This is a genomic window from Alkalihalobacillus sp. MEB130, assembly GCF_032335535.1.
GTDB lineage: Bacteria > Bacillota > Bacilli > Bacillales > Bacillaceae_D > Halalkalibacter.
In genome coordinates, this window is sequence record NZ_JAOANA010000005.1 from 66,714 (window position 1) to 87,535 (window position 20,822).

Genomic DNA, 20,822 nt, shown 5'->3' on the forward strand with positions numbered 1-20,822 from the left:
AGTCTACGAGCCTTCTTCCTCATCTGTTACAAAAATTAATTGTACTCCAAGTTCGGTTAACACACGAAGAAGAGCTTCGTTTAGATCGCGATCGTACACCAGTCCAATCGACTCTACTAACTCTAATTCCTCTAAATACCCTGCTTCTGCATCTTCAACCAACTCGACCATATCGTCCATGCCACGACTCTTTAAAACAGATAACACTTCTTCTTTAGTCATCCATTTTCACCTCTAATCATTGTTTTTTCGAGATTCTGTCATTTGTTTCCATACAGAGCCTTTTGCTTCTTCTCCACCTTCAATTCTCGCCAGAGCCATTTTAACTTGTAAAGCAACTTCAAATTCCGAGTCTGATTCTGCTTCTTTTAAAGCTTCAATGGCACTTTCATCGCCCACTTCAAATAAAAACATGGCTGCGCGCCAACGAACTAATTTATTTTTATCCTTTAATGCCTCAATCATCGCCGGAATGGCCTCTTCCATACCTAAATCAGACAAACAATCTCCCGCAGTCCTACGAACAGTAACCGATTGATCTTTTAACGCTTCAAATAGAAATGGTAATACCTCTTTCGTTTCAATCATTCCAAAATATACGGTAGCTAATCTTCGGATTGATGCTTTTTCGTCATGTAGTGCTTTTTCAAGAACCGGGATGTCTTTTTCTTTCGGATCCATTCTTTCTAACGCAGCATAACGATCTCGCCAATCTTCTTGATCAAGCATCTCTAATGTGACATCAATAAATCGTTCACGCTGTGCAGCTTGAATGTCTTTTGCACCGTTTGCCATAGCCACTAACCCGTTTAGTCGTTCCTCAGAATAGGCCGCTGCCAATTCATCTGACACTTCTTTTGCGACTTCATCTAATTCACCATAACGTACTCCTTTTTCAACCCACTTCCGTTCCATAACAACATTGTCATCGGTTTTTTGAGCTTTGGCAATTGCAACTGCAAAACGCTCTGGTAAGCCTTCGCGTTTTTCTTTCTCTCCATCAGTTAATTTGATTTGCATAGGTATTCCTTTAAACGTTTGAACATACACATTTACTTCACCGAAATGTTCGTTCATTTGATTTTGTTCAGACTGAGAGTCTACATCTTCACCGAACACCGCTCGAACTTGCGGAAGAATCGCTTTCCAATCCACTTTCGGGTGTCTGTCAATAGCGATGAAATCTGCTACATGATACACCCCTTTAACTCCTTCAATTTCAAACAATGATTGTATGTAAGACGGGGCTTCAAGCTTATTTTTTTCGGTATAACTATTTCTTGCACTTTCACCAAGACTCTCACTTAATGTTAACTTCATCGTATTCGGACTTGGTGTTGGTTCAATTGATGTTATGTTCATGATTAAAAACCTCCAAAGCTTTGTTATCTGTTCCCTTTGATCTTATCATAGCGCTAAAAAACGTGCCAATGAGATGACTCTCGGTCTTTTTTATAAAAACAATTAAAAAAAATCAATCAAAACATGAAAAATATAGCTCGTCTGTTATAATAGAGAAAAAGGGAGGGTTTTATCAATGAGAATAGCTTTTTTATCTGATATACATGGAAACGCTACCGCTTTAGAAGCTGTGTTGCGTGATATTCAATCGCAGCGTGTCGATAAGATTTGCTTCCTCGGAGATTTATGTTTCCGTGGCCCAGAGCCAAAGCGCGTTCTAGATATTGTACGTAGCCTCGATGCTGCTGTCATTAAAGGAAATGCGGATGAATGGCTCGTTCGCGGTATTCAGCAAGGCGAAGTACCTGATAGTGCACTTACGATTATGCAACAAGAACGCGATTGGACTCTTCAACGATTAAGTGAAGAAGACCTTACTTATTTAAAGGAGCTTCCAACTGAGTTGGTTTTAGAAGACGGGCTTGATTCCATCGTTCATGCTTTTCATGCAACTCCAGATAGTTTGTTTGATGTTGTTTTACCTGATCAAACGGCCGAAATAGAAAATACGATTATGCAACGAGATGATGCTGATCTTTACGTTTATGGACATATTCATCATCCTTATATCCGTTCTCTTCACGGAAAAAACGTTGTCAATACAGGCAGTGTTGGGATGCCATTTGATGGACATCCGCTTGCGTCCTACCTAGTAGCTGAAATTGAAGAAGGTAGACATCGACTTCACCTCAATCGTGTTCCTTATAACCGTGAACACGTTGTTGAAATTTACAAACAAGGTGGATATCCAAACATTGAAACGATGGGTCGAGTCATATTCTATGGTGTTCGTCCATAATTTCAATAAGATTAGAGTAAGGATGCTACTCCTTTCATAATATCCATTATGGTTGCCTTGTCATGATACATGAAGGCAACCTCTTTTTTTTCATTTATCAGAATCGTGGTCGGAACACCCATACATTGATAAGAATCATACACTTTTGTCCCATTGTCTTGTAAAACCGGGAACGTAAATTCATGTTGTTTTAAAAATGATTGCAAATCGACATCTGGGTCTCGGCCTGTTACATGAATCATAATCATATCAAGCTGGTCCGTTTCCATCGATTGATACAAAGCCTGTTTGGCTTGCAAGTCACGCTGTGAATCTGGACACCACGATGTCCAAAATGAAAGCATCGTCACTTTTTTCGTTGCATCTTCTAGCGACCATTCGTCAGTTGAGTTAAACAAAGGCAAAGAGAATGAAGGTGCTTGTTTCATACATATCTCTCCTTTTCCAAAAAAATAAGGTCGTCTCATTAACATCTACCTAATGAGACAGTACTATAGTCTGCACTTTTTCCATGCACATACTATCTACCTCTGGAAGAACGTCTTTGAAGACAACCTTACTATAGTTTTATTTGGCGCAATGCTCATTATAAGCAAGGGCTAAATTACGAATAACATCCTCAGGAGCAGCTCCCTCGATTTGTTCACGAGGAATAAAATGAACAACTTCACGTCCCTTTAAAATCGCCATCGATGGAGAGGATGGTGGAATTTCAGAAAAATAAGACCTCATTTGTGCCGTTGCTTCTTTATCCTGCCCAGCAAACACTGTAACAAGATGATCTGGAGTGTTGTCATGTTGAAGCGACGTCACTGCAGCAGGACGTGCTAATCCAGCAGCACAACCGCAGACCGAATTAATTACCACGAGCGTTGTGCCCTCCGCTTGCGCCATATACTGATCAACCTCTTCTGCTGTTGTTAATTCTTTAAAACCGTTCTCTGTTAATTCTGCTCTCATTGGCAGAACCACTTGACGCATGTATTCTTCGTAAGCCATTGACATAATGTTATGTCCCCTTTCAATTTGTTTTTTTCTCCATTAGAGCCCTCACTGCTGCATATGGCTTCAACATGCTATGAAGATAGCCAATGGAATGGAACGCATAAATTCGTTCAACACCTAGTCCTTTTTGAAACAATAGCAGACATGGAACACTTTTAATTTTCCAATTTTGCGCAAATGCTGGTGAATGATTAATGTTTAACGAAAATATCGGAAAAGGCTCGAGTGCAGATTCAACAACTGTCATCATCTTACTTGCTAACTTGCATGTTCCACATAACGGAGTATAAACAAAGACAGCTGTTACTGGATCTCGATTCGCTAACATCTTTTCCAACGTATGATGTGAAATGTCCTGCATATCCTTCCCCTCGTTTCATCACTACCTATTTTAGCAGAAAAAGATAAATGATGTATACATATGTGAATCAAGGCAACTAGACCCATTTTCCTAACAGAAAAGGTGTTTCAAAAAGCCGGGAATCCAACTTTTTAAAACACCCCTACACTAAACCATGTTTACTTTTTTATTAGCGCTTTAGAATAAAATGATTCTGTAATTGATTCACTTGAATTTGTGTACGGTGCAATTGATCTCGTTGTTCTGGAGTAGCCGCGTGCATCAACGTATCAAGTTCGTCGTTTAAGTCTTGCAAATCTCTTTGCGCCTGTGTGTACTCATCAGGATCTCCTGGTTGTACACGTTGTGAATCATTAAAAGTTTGTTGCGCAATTTCAAGCGTAGCTTCGGCTCTTTCTAAAAAATGTTCAAGATGAGTGCGTTCTGCCATAATCAGTCCTCCTAATAATGTTGAATTCCTGATCTTACTTTGCGCAACAAAATCAAGCGTTATTCATCAACTTATAAACCATAAAATCAGAAGCTATAATGGTTCCTGGTAAAACTGCATGTGCGTCGGCTTCTAGTGTTTCTTCCTCTCCTGCATACCGTGAACTTATATGCGTTAAAATTAATTGAGACACATTTGCCCGCTTCGCAAGTTCAGTTACTTCAGATATGGTAGAATGACCAAATTGGTCTGCATGATCTTTTTTTTCATGACGAAACGTTCCCTCATGAATAAGAAGATTTGCTTCTGCTGCAAAAGAAACCATTGCTTCAATTGGTCGTGTATCTCCTGCAATTACGACTGTTCTTCCTTTTTTGTTTGGTTCTATATAGTTGGCTCCATCTATCAGTCGTCCATCAGCAAGCTCCACCTTCTCTCCTGCTTTGATTCTCTGATAAATGGGACCTGGCTCAATTCCTATTACTTGTAATTCCTTCACTTTTAACGACCCTGGTTGTTCTGCTTCTGTTAGCTTAAAAGCATAGCTTGGCATAACATGATCTAAAAGCAATGTCTCGACTTTTATCGAATCATCTTCGTACAAAATCCCTTCTTCTATCGTGATAAACTGCAGATCATACGACAAAAATGACTTTGAAACGGTTAACGAGGTTCGGACAAATTGTTCGACACCATCAGGACCATAAATCGTTATAGGTGTTTTCGCACCTTGTGCTGAACGGGAACAAAGCAGTCCAGGGAGACCGAACAAATGATCTCCGTGCAAATGACTAATAAATATACGATCAATTTTCGTTAATGTAATCGGACATTGCAAAATTTGATGCTGAGTCGCTTCTCCACAATCAAAGAGCCATTGCGTACTTTTTCTTTGTAAAAATCGGACGACTAAACCACTTACATTCCGAGACGTAGAAGGTACACCTGAGCCTGTTCCTAAAAAATGAAACTCCATATTTTCACCTATTCTTTTTTCTACTTTGCTAACGCATCAGCAAAAGCTTTTGCATATGGAGGCAAATCTGGTGGACGTCGACTTGAAATTAGATGTCCATCTACTACTACTGCCTCATCAAACCACTCTGCCCCCGCGTTTTCCATATCATCACGTATTCCTGGTGTGCTTGTTACTTTTCTACCTGATAAAATCTTGGCAGATATTAAAACCCATCCCGCATGGCAGATTTGACCGATCGGCTTTTTATCTTGATCCATTTCTTTAACAAAGGTTAACACTTCCTCAAAACGTCTTAATTTATCTGGTGCCCATCCTCCTGGAACGAGAATACCATCATACTCTTTTGACGTAACATCCTTATATGCGTAATCCGAAGTAGCTGGCACACCGTACTTTCCTGTATACGTTTTTCCTTTTTCTTTCCCGATAAAGTGGACCGTTGCCCCTTCTTCGCGTAACCGCATAACAGGATACCAAAGTTCTAGATCCTCAAATTCTTCATCTAATATGGCCATTATTTTCTTTCCTGATAATCGCACTGTCATCACTCCTATTCACATATGTACTACTTAAGTATAACATGTCTACTTCTTATCGAAAAAGGAAGGTAGTTCTACCTGCTTCAAGTCGTCATAAAATGAGTGATAGATTACCGAACAACTAGAATGGAACGCAGGAGGTTTTGCTCATGAATGCGAAAACAAAAGGGACGCTTCTACTGTCAACTGCAATGTTTGGAACTGCTTTATGCTTGCCGCTTGAAACCGACAGAGCCCATGCTTCTTCTAAGTCTGTACCAACCGAAAAAAAGTTAGGAGGTGACCAACTTCTATCGTTTGGTGCAACAGGACCTCATATTTACCAATTACAAAGTTATTTAAAAGCTTTTGACTATTACAAAGGAAGCCATGATGGGATATTCGGTCCCCTTACAAAACAAGCAATCAGTACATATCAACAAAAGAACCAATTAAAAGTAGATGGCATTGCCGGACCTGAAACAATCGGTCACATGTTGCACTCGAATGATATTCAACTCAACGGTCATGATTATACAAATACAAATGTTACAGAAACATCGAATAACCCTGATCTAGTTATAACAACAGAAAGAGCAACAACTAGCATAAAAGGGGAATCGATTAAAGTTTTTAAACAAGGGGACCGTGGAGAGAGAGTTAGTGAACTTCAACAAAAACTTGCTTCTTATGGATATTACGACGGAGTAGACGGAATTTATGGGCCCAAAACAACTGCTGCGGTCAAACAATTTCAACAAGTCCATGATTTACAAGTTGATGGGCTCATTGGAGCAGAGACGAAAGCAATGTTAGAAAAGGAAGATCAGATTAAATCAGCACCTGAATTAAGTACCGTTAAGAAAGAACAGACCGAGATAGAAACGAAAGAAACTGCAACGTCTCATACAAACGTGATTCAAACAGCTTCCTCATTAAAAGGTACTCCTTATTTGTGGGGAGGCACTTCTCCATCTGGTTTTGATTGTAGTGGTTTCATTCAATATGTGTTTAAACAAAATGGCAAAAATGTACCCCGGACAACAAGTGACCTTTACAAGCAAGGACAGTCAGTGTCTAATTTACACGCTGGAGACCTCGTCTTCTTTTCAACTTATAGGAGCGGTCCATCTCATGTTGGTATTTATTTAGGAGACCGTCAATTTATCCATGTTGGTTCTTCTACAGGAGTAGCAACCGCGTCTTTAGATCAATCTTATTGGGCACAAAGGTATTTAGGGGCAAAACGATATTAAAATAAGGGTATGCAAAAGGTCAAAACTGACCTCTTGTCATACCCTTTTTTTACGATTCATTCATCGATTGAGAACGAGCTTTTTCAAAAACTGGTTGTTGTTCCGGTACTTTAATTGGTGATTTTTTGTATCGACCAATAATGGTACTTGCTATAAAGATAACAAGGACAGATAACAATGCGCTACCCCATCCAACTAATAAACCGGCGAGTACGATAATCGATAAATCACAAATAAAAATAGAAATTCCTCGATTGATCTGCCACTTTTGGTCGAGATATAAAGCCAAAATATGAATTCCTCCTAGAGAAGATCCATTGTTTAATACAAGTGTTACTCCAAACCCGATACATAACCCAGCCAAAACAGTCGTGAGCCACATTGGAACGGAGAAAAACGGTAACAAATCGAGCCCATCTCGCAATATTGAAATTCCTATAATGGACATAAAACTAGAAATCGTAAACCATTTCCCTAGTTTTTTTAACGACATCCAAAAAAACGGCAGATTAACTAAGAAAAACAGCACACCCCACGACCACGGACTTAGAAACGTTAACACTGTCGCAAGTCCTGCTGTTCCTCCAAAAGTAAGTTCATGTAAAGCTAAAAACTTTAATCCGATAGCTGTAAGAAACAACCCTAAAATAACGAGAGAAACCATTTTTAATCGTTCGATCAAACAACTCACCTCCACTCTACTATACTATCTACCATACGAGAAAAATAGTGATTGGTCAATGTATAAAGTTGAATTTTTATTCATCAGAATAATCTGAATAAAAGGACCGAGCAGACCCTTGTTAGATTTCCTGTCGATTAATATGCAGTTTTTTATACATTTTTTTGTATAAAAAAACGAGAACCAGCATAGAATCCAAGTGGGATTTCCACCATTACATAAGTGAGAAATTCTCCTGTTCTATCTTGTTCTCGTTTTACCTATAGAATGAATTGGTCAACCGTTTCGATTAGTCTAACAATTTCAGGTTTACTAATTTGGGCGTCAGCCCCTACGCCTTTTCCTTTATGATAAAGGTCCTTTGTAATAAGAGATGAGAAAATGACAACAGGGACGTTTGAGAGAATTTCATCGCTCTTAATTTTTTTTGTTAAATGATGTCCATCCATTTGTGGCATTTCTATATCTGTAATAATTAGATGGACTTCATCTAGAATCCCTTGATGCTTGTCTTGTTTTTCAAATGCTAAGTAATCCCAAGCAGACTTACCATGTTCAAAAAACATAACTTGCTCATACCCTGCTTCCGCCAGCGTTTCATCAATTAACTTACGTAATATAGCTGAATCTTCCACTACGATAATCTTCTTGCCACTTCTATTTCGTTTTTCAACTACTTTCACTTGGTTTACGTTAATGCCTTTCTCAGGGTTGATATCAACAACAATCTTCTCGAAATCCAACAAAAGAATCATCTGATCCTCCATTTTGACAACTCCTGTACAGGCACTTTCCAATCCTTGCGAGAGCTCCGCTGGCTTTTCAATTTGTCCCCAAGAAATCCGGTGAATTCTAGAAACATTCTTAACACGAAATGCGACTTTTATTTGATTTAATTCTGAAATAATAAATTTATCTTGATCGGGAGACCGAGATGGTTCAATCCCAAGTACATTAGCAAGATTCACTACCGTTAATACTTCATCTCTAAGTCTAATAATCCCTTCAATATACGGATGACTATTAGGCATTGGTGTGACTGGAGATACTTGGACGATTTCTCGCACTTTCATTACATTGATTCCAAATGTACTTGTTCCAACTTGAAACGCAATAACTTCTAGTTCATTGGTTCCACTTTCAAGCAAAATCCCTTTATGTTGTTCAAACAATGTCGTTCCTCCTTAGGGTGAGCTTAAATAAGTAAATGAAACAAGCTCTCATCTTTATTGATTTCTTGATAATCGAATCCCTTTTTCACAAGGCGATCAATTAAGCCTGCATAATCATCTCGACATTTTAGTTCAATTCCGAGTAAAACAGGTCCATTCGATTTATTATTTTTCTTTGTATATTCAAAGCGAGTAATATCATCATTAGGCCCAAGAACATCTGTAATAAATTCCCTTAATGCCCCTGCTCGTTGTGGAAATTGTACAATAAAATAATATTGAAGACCTTCATATATTAAAGATCGTTCTCTCATTTCCTGCATTCTCCCAATGTCATTATTTCCGCCGCTCACAACACACACGACTGTTTTTCCTTTTATTTCTTCTTTATAGAAATCTAATGCGGTAATAGACATTGCTCCTGCTGGTTCTGCTACGATCGCATTTTGGTTATACAGTTCTAGTATCGTAGTACAGATTTTCCCTTCTGGAACTAATACAATGTCGTCAATGATACTTTTACAAATGTCATAAGGAATTTGCCCCACTTTTTTCACTGCTGCCCCGTCAACAAATTTGTCAATCTTATCAAGTTCAACAACTTGTCCTTGCTTTAGGGATTCCTTCATAGCTGGTGCACCCAATGGTTCGCAGCCGATTATTTTTGTATGTGGACTTATGCTTTTGATGTATGTTCCTACTCCACTTATTAAGCCACCACCACCAATAGAGCTAAACAAATAGTCTATATTTTCATCAATGTCATTCATGATCTCCATTCCAACGGTGCCTTGCCCAGCAACAATCTTCTCCTGGTCAAATGGGTGAATAAATGCCATCTCATGCTCAGTACAATAAGCCATAGCTTCATTAAATGAATCGTCAAATGTATCTCCTGAAAGAACTACATCAACATATTCTTTACCAAAAAACTTTACTTGATCTACTTTTTGCCTTGGTGTAGTAGAAGGCATGAAAATCCGGCCTTTAATTTGGAGGGTACGACATGAATACGCAACACCTTGTGCGTGATTACCAGCACTCGCGCAAACAACCCCGTTGTTTAATTCTTCTCTCGTAAGACTTGAGATCTGATGAAAAGCCCCTCTAATTTTGAATGAGCGAACAACTTGTAAATCTTCTCTCTTTAAATACACATTGCATCCATAGCGCTCTGACAATACTTCATTTCTTTGTAATGGTGTATGTGTTACTACGTCTTTTAAACGTTGATTGGCAATGATAATATCTTCAATATGTACGGTTCCCATTAGCTTATCGTTATCCTTTCACATTAGAACTTTCTGATTTAACAATATGTTTATCTTATCATACCCATTCTCATTGCGTAACCCCTCTAGATGCAATGCTATCCTTGCAATCTTAGTAACGTATTTTTGTTTTCTAATATTGATGATTGATTATTTAAACAGTCCTATCTATAATAGAGAAGATACTTCAAATAATCTAACAAGTACATATGTAACACAAAACATGGTTTGTTCTATCAAGGAGGGTTGATCATGAAGAAAAAGGTTTCAATTATAACAGCGATTACGTTTCTTTTGTTCTTTCTACCAACACAAATATTAGCTGCAGGGGGCGGCGGAGCTGAAGAAGCAGCAAGCGAACCATCAGGTATGCTTGTCCTTGCTCTAACAGTAATGTCACTTCTGACATTGATTGTTATGATGGTCTTTTCTTTCCGAGATAATGGTTAATGTGAAACGTGGACAAATTGTCCACGTTTTTTATATGTAAAGGCTGTTTTCGCAAGGATTGTTATTACATTCTAAGACTATAACGGAATGAAACGGACCCGATCTTGAACACAAACAAAACGGACGAAAACAGCCTATGTAAATGACTTTAGGAGATGAACAACATGTGGGAAGTACTAACAATTATTGGAACGATAGCGTTTGCTTTAAGTGGAGCTTTTGTCGCGATGGAAGAGAAGTATGACTTATTAGGTGTTTATATATTAGGCCTAGTCACCGCTTTTGGAGGTGGGGCGATTCGCAATCTTTTAATTGGAGTTCCAGTATCCGCTCTATGGGATCAAGGATCTTTGTTTTTGATCGCCATTATGGTAGTAACGATTGCCTTTTTGTTTCCTATTCCCCTGCTTCAACAATGGGTAAAATTCGGACTATTATTTGACGCAATCGGCCTTTCTGCCTTTGCTATCCAAGGTGCGATTTATGCTACTGAGATGGGGCATCCCCTTTCTGCAGTTATTGTTGCTGCAGCTTTAACAGGAACAGGTGGCGGAATGATTCGTGATGTGTTGGCAGGTAGAAAACCTTTGTTTCTACAAAAAGAAATTTATATTGTTTGGACAATGGGAGCAGGCTTATTAATTGGTTTAGGACTCATTCATACACCTTTAGGGTATACCATTTTGTTTTTATCCGTTATTATACTTAGAATGTTATCCGTTCATTTTCAGTGGCATTTACCTAGTCGCCAACTAGGAAAACGAGTTCAGGAGATAAATAAAAGCATGTAAATTGAATTATGTAAGTTTCCTTTCGTTAATGAATCCGTTTCTATAAACAAAAAAGGCTGGATTCAAATTGGTTCAAAGTTCTTATGAGCATACTGTTAAGAAGCACATAGAACTCCGACCCATTTGAAACAGCCTTTTTTTATTTGTCATGTAAAGCTGTATACAATTGTTGCAACACATACTCCACTGATTTAAATGTTTCCATTTGACGTTTCTTGCCGGTTTCTTTAAAGAAGGATTTTATCGCAACAATTTCTAAATTCTCTTCTGTTTGCTGCAATTGGTTCGGATGTAAATGCAACGGTTTTTCTTCTTGAACAAATTGTTGGGCTAACGGAAGCCATTCTTTCCTTATTGCATCAACTTTATCTGCAAATGGTTTTACCACTCCAAAAAAGTCAGCTTCGTAGTCCTGATCACTTCTGACCTTCTCAACGTACATCTTTTCAGCCTCTTTATTTAAAGTACGCAACTGCTCTGTACTTTCTAGCAACCGGGAACGGTTTTCTTCATTCATTTTTTGCACCTCCGCTCCCATCTTAGCAGAATCGAGTCACCTCACAAAGTGTAACGCTTTTTATAAATCCTTCTGTCCCACACTCCTTAGAAAGAAAATAGTTGCTTAAACGAACGCCATTTTTTGGTTTTCACCGAATTCCCTCCAACAACCATCGGCAATTCTTGTTCATCTCCATTAGAATGACTGGATTGATGGACTTTATGCTCCATCTCACTTAAACGAGTTTCGAGTTTTTTTATCATTTTCATCATGTCTTCTAATTCCGTACGGTGTTTTAACAATTGGTAACTGACTACTTCATCTGCCTTCTGTGATACCTTTTCATCTAATTCGTTAACCCGACTTAAAACCGCTTCTAATTTTTCCTCGTATACTGATGTCTCGATAAATTCAGTTTTTTCTTGTTTGTGCCTTTCTCCACCTTCAAATTGTATGTCTTTCATCCGTTTTCCTTCTTTTAATTGATCCTGTACGTTACGGAAGATTTCAAGGTGTGTTGCTGTATATAAATAGTGGCCATGTTCATTCGTCTCACATTCCAAACCAAAATATTTTGCCCAGCGTTGGATGGTTGTTGGGTTTACTCCTAATTGTTCAGATACCTCTTTTGTTTTCATTGTCATTTCCATTAGACGTACCTCCTATTTTTTGATCTTGCAAAACGAATTCGCCTTAAAAAGAAGATCCCCTTCACTATTGACAAAACTAGAACGGATTCGGCAAAGAAAGCGTGAATACTCACTCAAACGCACAACCCTTTTCATTTTTTGACAAAACTTGTTAGTTTTTGTTCGACGTTGACGTGAATGTCGAAGGTTCCGAGCTCGCATACTACTTATGAAAGGAGGCGTCCTACATGAACAAAGATCGCAAGCGAAATAGTGAACAAAACACTGTTGATCAAACGAAAGAACAAAGAAAAAATAGTTACACAGGTGATAAAAAGTTAGGTGGACCAAACCGTCCAGCTGAATAAGATCAAAAAGAAAGGAGGATGTGACCTGGATCTGGAAAGTTGAACGAAACTTCTTTTTTTACGGTCATGGCGTTAATCGCACATCCTCTTAAGATTGGTTCAAAAGGTCCTATCAGACTTTTTTGAGCCAATCTTTTTTATTTCCCAACTAATTTTGACATTTTTTGGACCAAGAAAAGCTCAACCCATTTTTTCTGTAACCAATCCGTTCGCTCTTTTGGTCGAACAGTTTTTATCTTTTTAAAATAACGTTCTGTATTCCATACTGTTTTAGACCAATCTTTCTTTTCCTTCCAGTGATGGGAAACAAGCGGATAAACCTTCCTTAATACAGGGCTCGTATTTCCTGTCGACCAATTCAAATATTGTTGATAATCCAAGCGTGACCCAGTAGGTGGTGTTCGTAAGATAAATAAGTAAATATCATGATGAATATCAGGGTGAAATAGTAATTGTTGCAACTGCTTTCCTAACCAAATACGCGAATCAACCTTTTTAAAATTACGTACATACAGACCATAAAGTTCACCACTAATAGTAGGAAAAATGACATAACTCATATGAGCATGTTCTTCTAATATATATAGCAATGAAGAAAAAACTTTTTTGCTATAAAGCGGGTGATTCATTACGGTTTCCTCAATCATATATTGCTCATTTATTATTAATGCTGTGCAAAGTCTTTCCTGGTCCCCACCGTGCCAAAAATGCCTCCATTCTTCCTGCATAAACCTTGACACTCCTAATGTCTCCAAAAGAAATAAATGAGGTGAGTTTTGCTTTTTAGCCCACTCATACCAAAGCAATTGTGGATAAGCATCAGCAAAAATGGTCCAATTTGCACGTTCATATGTTTGAAACAATAACTCACAATAGTTATCTGTTAACATTTGTTGAAACCATTTGCTTTTTAAATCCGTCATATTCCAACCAGCATTTCTTGACACTAGTCCAGCTAATAAAGACCATTTAATTTCAGGGTTATTTTTATAAAAACGTTCATACATTATGGTACGTGAAATATTATCTGCGTTTGCACGTTTTGTTTTTTCATTGATTTCCTTAATAAATTGATTTACTTTCATTGTTTTCACGTCTCCTCATAAATTCACACGAAATTCTATACCTGTATCTTGACTATATATGGTAAGATTATGTGATGGAGTCTCCCTTTACTTTCTCTAGTTTAGCGAGATTCCATTCGTAAAATGATTTTGTTTTGAAAGGTTTGTGAGAGTACATGGTCATACGTTATCCAAATGGACGACGCTTTACGAAGCAGGGTTCCACAAATAAACAAGTACCCAACAAACAACCGACGTACAGCAACCGTGGAATGACGTTAGAAGAAGACTTAAACGTAACTAATCAATACTATCTAGAACAATCATTAGCCGTCATTCATAAGAAACCAACACCTGTACAAATTGTACAAGTAGACTATCCAAAACGAAGTGCCGCTGTCATAAAGGAAGCTTATTTTAAACAAGCATCGACGACAGATTACAACGGTGTTTACAAAGGACATTATCTTGATTTTGAAGCGAAAGAAACAAAAAACAAAACATCGTTTCCATTGCAAAATTTTCATGAACATCAAATTGAACATATGAAACAAGTAAAACAGCAAAATGGTATTGCTTTTGTCATTTTACGATTTACGGTAACAGATGAAGTCTACTTGCTCGATGCCGAGCATCTGATTCAATTTTATGAACAAAAAGAAATGTCTAGAAAGTCCATTCGAAAGATAGATATTGAAAAATTCGGTTTTTTGATTAAAATAGGATATCATCCACGTATTGATTATTTACAAGTCATTGACTCTGTCTATTTCCAAGAAGAGTCTACTCGGTAAGAAAGGAAGAAATACGATGTCAAATGAGAATAATACACGACAAGGGCGTCGCCAAGCCCGTGAAAAAACAAACAAAAAAACAAAATCAAGTAAAAAGGGTTTATGGAAAAAAATACTAATAACTCTGGTTGCATTAGGCTCCATCGCTGTCATCGCAGGTGGAATTGGTGTATTTGCCATTATCCAAGGAGCACCTCCTCTTGATGAAGACAGACTTATGCTTACGCAAGGTTCACAACTGTACGATCAAAACGATGTATTTGTTTCACAGCTAGAATCATCTGAACGAAGACAAAATGTCAGTATCCAAGACGTACCACCCGTTGTTGAAGATGCTTTTATTTCCGTTGAAGACATTCGTTTCCGGGATCATTTTGGGATTGACATTCGAAGACTTTTTGGTGCTGTAAGGGCTAATATTACAGGTGGGTTTGGTGCAGAAGGTGCTAGTACCATTACACAACAGCTTGTTAAAAACCTATTTCTTAATAACGAGAAACAATTAACAAGAAAGATCCAAGAACAATATTTAGCTATTCGATTAGAGCAACAATTTTCCAAAGATCAAATTTTAGAAATGTATTTAAATCAAATTTACCTTGGTTCAGGTGTATACGGTGTTGAGCTTGCATCTCAAACATACTTTAACAAATCTGTTAGCGAATTATCTTTGGCAGATGCGGCTTTACTTGCTGGTATTCCAAGACGTCCAAGTTTTTATGACCCAACGAAAAATCCTGAAGCTGCTGAAAGTAGACGAAATCTTGTCCTCTCACTTATGGAGCAGCACGGAAAAATCACGAGTGAAGAAGCTCAAGAAGCTATGGCCATTCCTCTATCAGATCAGTTAGTACTCACAGAACGTGAAGCTTATGCTTATGAGGCGTTTTACAACCAAGTGCTAGCTGAACTCGAGGACATGGAAGGTATCTCGATTAATGATATTTATAATGCGGGACTAAAAATTTATACAACACTTGATGTTGATGCACAGGAACATGTAGAAAACGTACTTCAAACAGATGATTTCGTTAATGTCTACCCTGACAATGAAGATTTCACAGCAGCCGTTACCCTTCTTGACACGCAAACGGGGCAAATTAAAGCTCTTGGAAGTGGCCGTGAAGATACTGGTTATCAAATGGGCTTTAATTTAGCAACGGATGATCGTAGACAACCAGGGTCAACGATTAAGCCAATCCTTGATTATGCTCCTGCGATCGAGTACTTACAATGGTCTACAGCACATAGGATTGTTGATGAGGCTCACTCCTATTCAACCGGTGATCCGATCCGTAACTTTGATCGGCAATTTCAAGGCCCAATGTCCATGCGTACAGCTTTAGCTCGTTCACGAAATGTACCAGCCGTAAAAGCACTACAGGAAGTAGGTATCAGTCGTGCACAAAGTTTTGCTGAAGGGATTGGGATTACATTTGAATTGCCGGAAAATCAAACTCAAATTGATGAAGCGTATGCGCTTGGAGGCTTTCATACAGGTGTTACAACGAAAGAGTTAGCTGGAGCTTATGCAGCACTAGGAAATAACGGTATGTATACAGAACCTTATACAGTGAGAAAAGTAGAGTTCCCTGATGGTCGAATCATTAACATGCAGCCTGAAACATCTCAAGCCATGAGTGATTATACAGCCTATATGGTTACAGATATGTTAAAAACCGCTGTTACAAATGGAACTGGTGGAGTAGCCAATATCTCTGGACTTCCAATGGCTGGTAAAACAGGAACAACAAACTTTGCTCCAGAAACTCGTCAAGCACGAGGATACCCTGAAGGAGCAGCTCCCGACATTTGGTTTTCTGGTTATACAACCAATTATACAATCTCTGTATGGACAGGATTCTCACGTCAACCAGTAGACATTAGTAATAACTACTTTCCTAGTGGTTCCAATCAAAGACAAGCTGCACAACAAATCTTTAAAGCGATTATGGAGAATGTCTCAGCAGATGTTACGACAGAAGATTTCACCATGCCAAACTCTGTTGTGCGTGTAGGTGTAGAACGTTCAACTGGGTTGCTACCTAGTGACTTTACACCACAAAGTGAGATCATTTATGAATTGTTCGTTCGCGGCAATGAGCCAACTCGCGTATCTGAACAGTTTAGAGAACTAGACGCTCCAACAAATGTGATGGCAAGTTTTGAAGAAAGCTCAAATCAGATTATCGTTACATGGGATTACCCAGATGAACACGCAGATAAGGTCACATTTGAAATTCAAGTATCCATTGATGGTGGTAGTACTCAAACATTAGACCGTAAGAAGGAAATGCAATACATATTTGGTGACCCACAACCAGGATCAAGTTATGTATTTAGCATTATTGCTATCTCAGATGAAGATGGAAACTTGAGAAGTGATCCAGCCTCTGTTGAAGTTAAGATTGAAGAAGAAGAAGAAGAGGAAGAAGTAATAGAAGAGGAAGAAGAAGTCGAGGAAGAAGAAGAGATATCGATTCCTGACCCACTCGATGAAGTCGAGGATGACGATGAGGATGAAGAGGATACTCCAGCTGATGGAGATCAATCCACAAATGAAGAAGAAGATGATGATGTAGAAACAGAATAAGATACGAAAAGAAGCCCCGAAAAAGTTTCGGGGCTTCTTTCCTAGTTTCCTAACATTTTTTTAACTCATGTAATTCTTTTTGCAATGATACAAGATGTTTTGGATCTGTTAAAGAGTCAAAGCGTTCGATCTCACGATTCAATCCATCGGTCATTGATTTTTTCGCTTCTATAACGAGTTTTTCAAATGTAACTTGGACAAGTTCTTGTGTATTACGTTCTAATAAACGTAATACCTCTCCTGTCTTCTTCGTTCCTTCTTCGACTATATCTTCTTTTAGTTGTTTCACTTTTCCTTGTTCAAAGAACGACTTTAATGATTGAAAATATCGACTATATGGTTCTAACTCGATTGGAATAAATCTATCTTCTGGTGCAGAGCTTACATCCAATTTCTCCAACTCAAATGTAATGGAATAAGAGTGAAATTCCTTACGTATTTCTGCTGTCATCTCTCTTATCCATTCTTCGATAGCTTTATTTAGAGCTAATTCAATTCGAACGAAAGTAGCTTGTAATTCTTGCTTTATAAAATGTTCCCCTTCACTTCTCCACTCTTTTAACGAAGAGTCAAGTGCTAGTTGCTGAGCTTTCTTACTGTTACCAACAATGGTTGAAACATTAATGGATTCTCCAAACTGATCTCCTAATACATAACGAATCCTATCGCGTAAATATAAAAATAGTTGGCTTACTTCTTGTTTACTCATTTGCTCTGCAGTTAAAGGCGTATATGAACGAATCTTCTCGCTCCAGTTCGCAATCAAAGCCTGAATCTCTGATCTTTTTCTTTCTCTATCTTGCTCTTTGCCGGTTGCATATTCCAATCCTTTTTCTAGTGTCGCTTGATAACGTCCAACCTCTTCTTTTACAAGTTCAAAACTTAACCTCTTTAACTCCGTAATGGTGTTTTGATAAAACGCTTTTTCAAATGTCGAGAATAAATCATCTTCAGACCGACCAGCCTGTTTTGCTATCAATCCTTGTTTACTAGAAAGTGGATATAATCGCGGTTGTTGTACCCCATTTTGCACTAGCTGATCATAGACGTGCTTTTTCACTCCATTTAACTCATATGGACTACTTGCTAAGTCGGCCGCATTTAAGATGAAATAAAGTTTATCTGTACGGAAGCCTTCATTCACTTTTGCCATCTGCTGCAAAAATTGTTGATCTGCTTTAGAAAAGGCATGATTGTAATACGTTAAATAAAAGATGGCGTCTGAATCTCTTAGCTGTTTGAAGGCCACATTTGTATGTCTTCCATGGATCGAATTCACTCCAGGTGTATCCACTAATATAATCCCTTTTTCTGTTAATGGACAATCATAATAAAGCGTTACTTGTTCAATTAAGCAAGCATCATGTTCATTGGCAACAAATGGCTGAAGAGCTTCTAATGTTACCTCAAATGAACTTCCCAATTCCCATTTTCGATCTGCTAGACTATTTTTTAACGTCGTTAAGTAAGCTTGATAGGTTTTTTGCCAACTCGTTGTAGCCGTTTTGTCTTCTTTCCAAGATTGAATCGATTCAAGTGTCACCTTTCGATCTAGTTGCGTGGTAACAGATTCTATTTCTTTTGCTAACTGCTCTTTTGTTTTCACTTGAACAACTGCAGTGCGAGAAGCGTGGCCCTGTTCAGACCGCTTTACCATATTAACAGTTGCTGTTGTTGGATGTGGTGAAACAGGCAAGACAGTCTCTCCAAGTAAGGCATTAGCAAAACTAGACTTTCCAGCGCTAAAGGCACCAAATAAGGAAATGGTAAATGTTTGATCTTTAAATCGACGAATTCGTTTTTGAAGTGCTAATCGTTCATAACTCATGCGTTCATCATCTAAATATGGTTCAATCGTATTTTCAATTAATCGCACCCAATTTGAAGCCGCTTCTTCATCAAATTCAGTAAGTTGAAGCTCAGAACTTCGGTCCCACTCTGTATCAATGACGGTTGCTTCAGGCAAAGTAATATTATCAAACGAAGCCATTGTTGGAAATTCTGGTAGCTCTTTTTCCATTGCTTCATTAATGACTCGCTCATAGGCACCTGCATCTTGATAGTGGCTTACTTTTTCTGTTTTTTCATTAATGCATTCTTGATAACGATCTTCTATTTTGGATAATTGCATTACATATGCGTCCAACTCGTGTAGTTTTTCAAGTTCATATTCCAATTCCGTTTGTTCTTTTTCCCAATGTTCTTCCATTCCTCTAATAAATAAATCGATGACCGACGCTGCTTTTTGTCTAAGCTGTTTAATGACTGCTTGTGTACGTTCCTTCGTATAAGTATATACATACTCCCTATTTTTAGGGCCCGTTTGAACGGACTCTTCGAAGAACGTTCGGTCGATTGTGACAAAAAGCTGTTCAAGTTCACGTTCCACTTCATCTCGGTTTGATAACTTTGTAAAATCATACGATTGAAAGATATGATGGAGATGGAATACTAATTGACTTTTTACTTTATCCTGTGTTTCCTCGATTAATCTATTTAACCTAGTCTCTTGTTCTTCTTCCGTTTTCTTTTTTGAAAATAAAAAACCAACTTTAAACCCTGGTTCAATGCTTTCAAACCAACTGCGAACAAGTTCTGTAGTGGTATATGGAAAAATGGTGACATCTTTCACAAGATCTTGCCATTTCTTTTCAAATCCTTCTTCAAACTGTTTCTTTTTATGAAACGTTGCCTCATAAAGTTGTGCTACTTCATGTCTTTTTTCTAATTGGTCGATGGAAAAGCCCTCTTGTTTTAAGCTGTCTTTTACTTGATCCAATTCATCTTCTTTCTCCTCTTGTAGACGAGTGATCATACTTAAATAAAGTCCTTGCTGTAAGCGTTGTTTTGCATAAGGTAGCAGTTCACCACCATAATATAAAATCGCTTTCATATCTCGTTCAAATTGAGCCAACTGATTTAAAGGGTGAGTTCGATCTTTCATACTCGTATATAGTAGTTTCAATATGTTAATACCCCAAGCTTGAAACGTATCACGCACGGACCGATCGAACGTCTCATATGACAACTCCTTCTCATCGTGCTTATCAATTTGATTTACGATTAAATAGAGAGGTTTTTTTTCATCTGAAAGCTGTTTTAAAAACGTTAAATTCGTTTCTGACTGAACATGGTTATAGTCCATTACATAAACGATAAAATCAGTTGAATATAATGCTTCTAATGTGACCGCCTGATGAGTCGGATCTGTTGAATCTACACCCGGAGTATCGTAAATAATACTATGATTTCCTAAAAACGGTAAAGGAGCCTCTATCGTCAAAGAAGCGATCTCTCTTCCATTCATTCCCCATTCACGTACTCGTTGCCACGGGATTTCCCCATTCCATTGTTTTTTATCTCCGTTCAATGAATCAACGGTTAGCGCTAATTCCCCGTTTTTAATACCAATAACATTTGCACTTGTTGGGATCGGACTTGTTGGTAACATATCTGCACCAAGTAAATAATTTAAAATGGTCGATTTTCCTGCTGAGAAGTGCCCGCAAAAAGAAACTTGGAAGAACCCTTCTTTTTTCTTTTTTTCAATAATCTGTTGTCGTTCCATCTCTTTTTCCGTTATTTCTACAACCTTTATAGGTGTTTCTATATTAACAGCCTTACTCATATGATCACCTGCTCCTCCAATATGTATATATCTTTCTATGTATTCTGATAATAAAAGAGGCAAAGGGACTTA

The 20,822-nt window shown here is 38.0% G+C and carries 22 protein-coding genes; 7 read left to right on the top strand and 15 right to left on the bottom strand.

The window, feature by feature from the left end; genetic code table 11:
• Positions 1-3: 3 nt before the first annotated feature.
• Positions 4-222 carry a hypothetical protein gene (locus tag N0O92_RS06865; protein WP_315613922.1) on the bottom strand — a complete coding sequence of 73 codons (219 nt, stop codon included), beginning with the start codon at positions 220-222 and terminating at the stop codon, positions 4-6.
• Between the two features lie 12 nt (positions 223-234).
• Positions 235-1,362, bottom strand: a complete 1,128-nt coding sequence (locus N0O92_RS06870) for a conserved virulence factor C family protein (protein ID WP_315613923.1) — start codon at positions 1,360-1,362, stop codon at positions 235-237.
• A gap of 175 nt (positions 1,363-1,537) precedes the next feature.
• On the opposite strand from N0O92_RS06870, the gene N0O92_RS06875 reads away from it, so the two are divergent.
• Positions 1,538-2,260 carry a metallophosphoesterase family protein gene (locus N0O92_RS06875; protein WP_315613924.1) on the top strand — a complete coding sequence of 241 codons (723 nt, stop codon included), beginning with the start codon at positions 1,538-1,540 and terminating at the stop codon, positions 2,258-2,260.
• Positions 2,261-2,271: 11 nt separating this feature from the next.
• Here N0O92_RS06875 and N0O92_RS06880 read toward each other — a convergent pair whose 3' ends face one another.
• From N0O92_RS06880 to N0O92_RS06905, 6 genes are all read right to left on the bottom strand, one after another.
• Entirely contained in the window at positions 2,272-2,688 is a 417-nt protein-coding gene (locus tag N0O92_RS06880) for a TlpA disulfide reductase family protein (RefSeq protein ID WP_315613925.1), read from the bottom strand.
• A gap of 139 nt (positions 2,689-2,827) precedes the next feature.
• Positions 2,828-3,265, bottom strand: a complete 438-nt coding sequence (locus N0O92_RS06885) for a BrxA/BrxB family bacilliredoxin (protein ID WP_315613926.1) — start codon at positions 3,263-3,265, stop codon at positions 2,828-2,830.
• A 16-nt stretch (positions 3,266-3,281) separates the two neighbouring features.
• Positions 3,282-3,626 (bottom strand): thioredoxin family protein, encoded by a 345-nt coding sequence (locus N0O92_RS06890; protein WP_315613927.1) that lies wholly within the window; start codon positions 3,624-3,626, stop codon positions 3,282-3,284.
• A gap of 169 nt (positions 3,627-3,795) precedes the next feature.
• Entirely contained in the window at positions 3,796-4,056 is a 261-nt protein-coding gene (locus N0O92_RS06895) for a DUF2524 family protein (protein ID WP_315613928.1), read from the bottom strand.
• A gap of 52 nt (positions 4,057-4,108) precedes the next feature.
• Complete coding sequence (gene rnz, locus N0O92_RS06900; RefSeq protein WP_315613929.1) at positions 4,109-5,032, bottom strand: ribonuclease Z; 924 nt, start codon at positions 5,030-5,032, stop codon at positions 4,109-4,111.
• Positions 5,033-5,052: 20 nt separating this feature from the next.
• The gene (locus N0O92_RS06905) at positions 5,053-5,574 is read right to left on the bottom strand and encodes a type 1 glutamine amidotransferase domain-containing protein (RefSeq protein WP_315613930.1); all 522 of its coding nucleotides are present in this window, start codon (positions 5,572-5,574) and stop codon (positions 5,053-5,055) included.
• A 149-nt stretch (positions 5,575-5,723) separates the two neighbouring features.
• Here N0O92_RS06905 and N0O92_RS06910 point away from each other — a divergent pair, with 149 nt between their 5' ends.
• Positions 5,724-6,809, top strand: coding sequence for a C40 family peptidase (locus N0O92_RS06910; protein ID WP_315613931.1), 1,086 nt, complete (start codon positions 5,724-5,726; stop codon positions 6,807-6,809).
• Between the two features lie 49 nt (positions 6,810-6,858).
• On the opposite strand, the gene N0O92_RS06915 is transcribed toward N0O92_RS06910, so the two are convergent.
• The 3 genes from N0O92_RS06915 to ilvA form a co-directional block, all read right to left on the bottom strand.
• Positions 6,859-7,491 carry a YitT family protein gene (locus N0O92_RS06915; protein WP_315613932.1) on the bottom strand — a complete coding sequence of 211 codons (633 nt, stop codon included), beginning with the start codon at positions 7,489-7,491 and terminating at the stop codon, positions 6,859-6,861.
• 260 nt (positions 7,492-7,751) lie between these two features.
• The gene (locus N0O92_RS06920; protein ID WP_315613933.1) at positions 7,752-8,663 is read right to left on the bottom strand and encodes a chemotaxis protein; all 912 of its coding nucleotides are present in this window, start codon (positions 8,661-8,663) and stop codon (positions 7,752-7,754) included.
• Between the two features lie 23 nt (positions 8,664-8,686).
• Complete coding sequence (ilvA, locus tag N0O92_RS06925; protein WP_315613934.1) at positions 8,687-9,934, bottom strand: threonine ammonia-lyase IlvA; 1,248 nt, start codon at positions 9,932-9,934, stop codon at positions 8,687-8,689.
• A 252-nt stretch (positions 9,935-10,186) separates the two neighbouring features.
• Between ilvA and N0O92_RS06930 the strand changes: the two genes are divergently transcribed.
• Both N0O92_RS06930 and N0O92_RS06935 read left to right on the top strand, forming a co-directional pair.
• Positions 10,187-10,384, top strand: a complete 198-nt coding sequence (locus N0O92_RS06930) for a hypothetical protein (protein ID WP_315613935.1) — start codon at positions 10,187-10,189, stop codon at positions 10,382-10,384.
• A 164-nt stretch (positions 10,385-10,548) separates the two neighbouring features.
• On the top strand, positions 10,549-11,175 hold the full coding sequence (locus N0O92_RS06935) for a trimeric intracellular cation channel family protein (protein ID WP_315613936.1): 627 nt from the start codon (positions 10,549-10,551) through the stop codon (positions 11,173-11,175).
• Between the two features lie 139 nt (positions 11,176-11,314).
• Here the strand turns inward: N0O92_RS06935 and N0O92_RS06940 are convergent, their stop codons facing one another.
• Together N0O92_RS06940 and racA are read right to left on the bottom strand one after the other, a co-directional pair.
• A complete protein-coding gene (locus N0O92_RS06940) occupies positions 11,315-11,692 on the bottom strand; it encodes a YppE family protein (protein WP_315613937.1) in 378 nt (125 codons plus the stop codon).
• A gap of 86 nt (positions 11,693-11,778) precedes the next feature.
• The gene (gene racA / locus N0O92_RS06945; protein WP_315613938.1) at positions 11,779-12,324 is read right to left on the bottom strand and encodes a chromosome-anchoring protein RacA; all 546 of its coding nucleotides are present in this window, start codon (positions 12,322-12,324) and stop codon (positions 11,779-11,781) included.
• A 227-nt stretch (positions 12,325-12,551) separates the two neighbouring features.
• Between racA and N0O92_RS06950 the strand changes: the two genes are divergently transcribed.
• Positions 12,552-12,671: a spore protein gene (locus N0O92_RS06950; RefSeq protein WP_315613939.1), complete on the top strand. Its 120-nt coding sequence runs from the start codon at positions 12,552-12,554 to the stop codon at positions 12,669-12,671.
• A 137-nt stretch (positions 12,672-12,808) separates the two neighbouring features.
• Here the strand turns inward: N0O92_RS06950 and N0O92_RS06955 are convergent, their stop codons facing one another.
• Positions 12,809-13,756, bottom strand: a complete 948-nt coding sequence (locus N0O92_RS06955; RefSeq protein ID WP_315613940.1) for a DUF2515 family protein — start codon at positions 13,754-13,756, stop codon at positions 12,809-12,811.
• Positions 13,757-13,911: 155 nt separating this feature from the next.
• On the opposite strand from N0O92_RS06955, the gene recU reads away from it, so the two are divergent.
• The gene (gene recU, locus N0O92_RS06960; RefSeq protein WP_315613941.1) at positions 13,912-14,529 is read left to right on the top strand and encodes a Holliday junction resolvase RecU; all 618 of its coding nucleotides are present in this window, start codon (positions 13,912-13,914) and stop codon (positions 14,527-14,529) included.
• Between the two features lie 16 nt (positions 14,530-14,545).
• Positions 14,546-17,122 (top strand): PBP1A family penicillin-binding protein, encoded by a 2,577-nt coding sequence (locus N0O92_RS06965; protein ID WP_315613942.1) that lies wholly within the window; start codon positions 14,546-14,548, stop codon positions 17,120-17,122.
• A gap of 49 nt (positions 17,123-17,171) precedes the next feature.
• Here the strand turns inward: N0O92_RS06965 and N0O92_RS06970 are convergent, their stop codons facing one another.
• The gene (locus N0O92_RS06970; protein ID WP_315613943.1) at positions 17,172-20,750 is read right to left on the bottom strand and encodes a dynamin family protein; all 3,579 of its coding nucleotides are present in this window, start codon (positions 20,748-20,750) and stop codon (positions 17,172-17,174) included.
• Positions 20,751-20,822 lie beyond the last annotated feature (72 nt).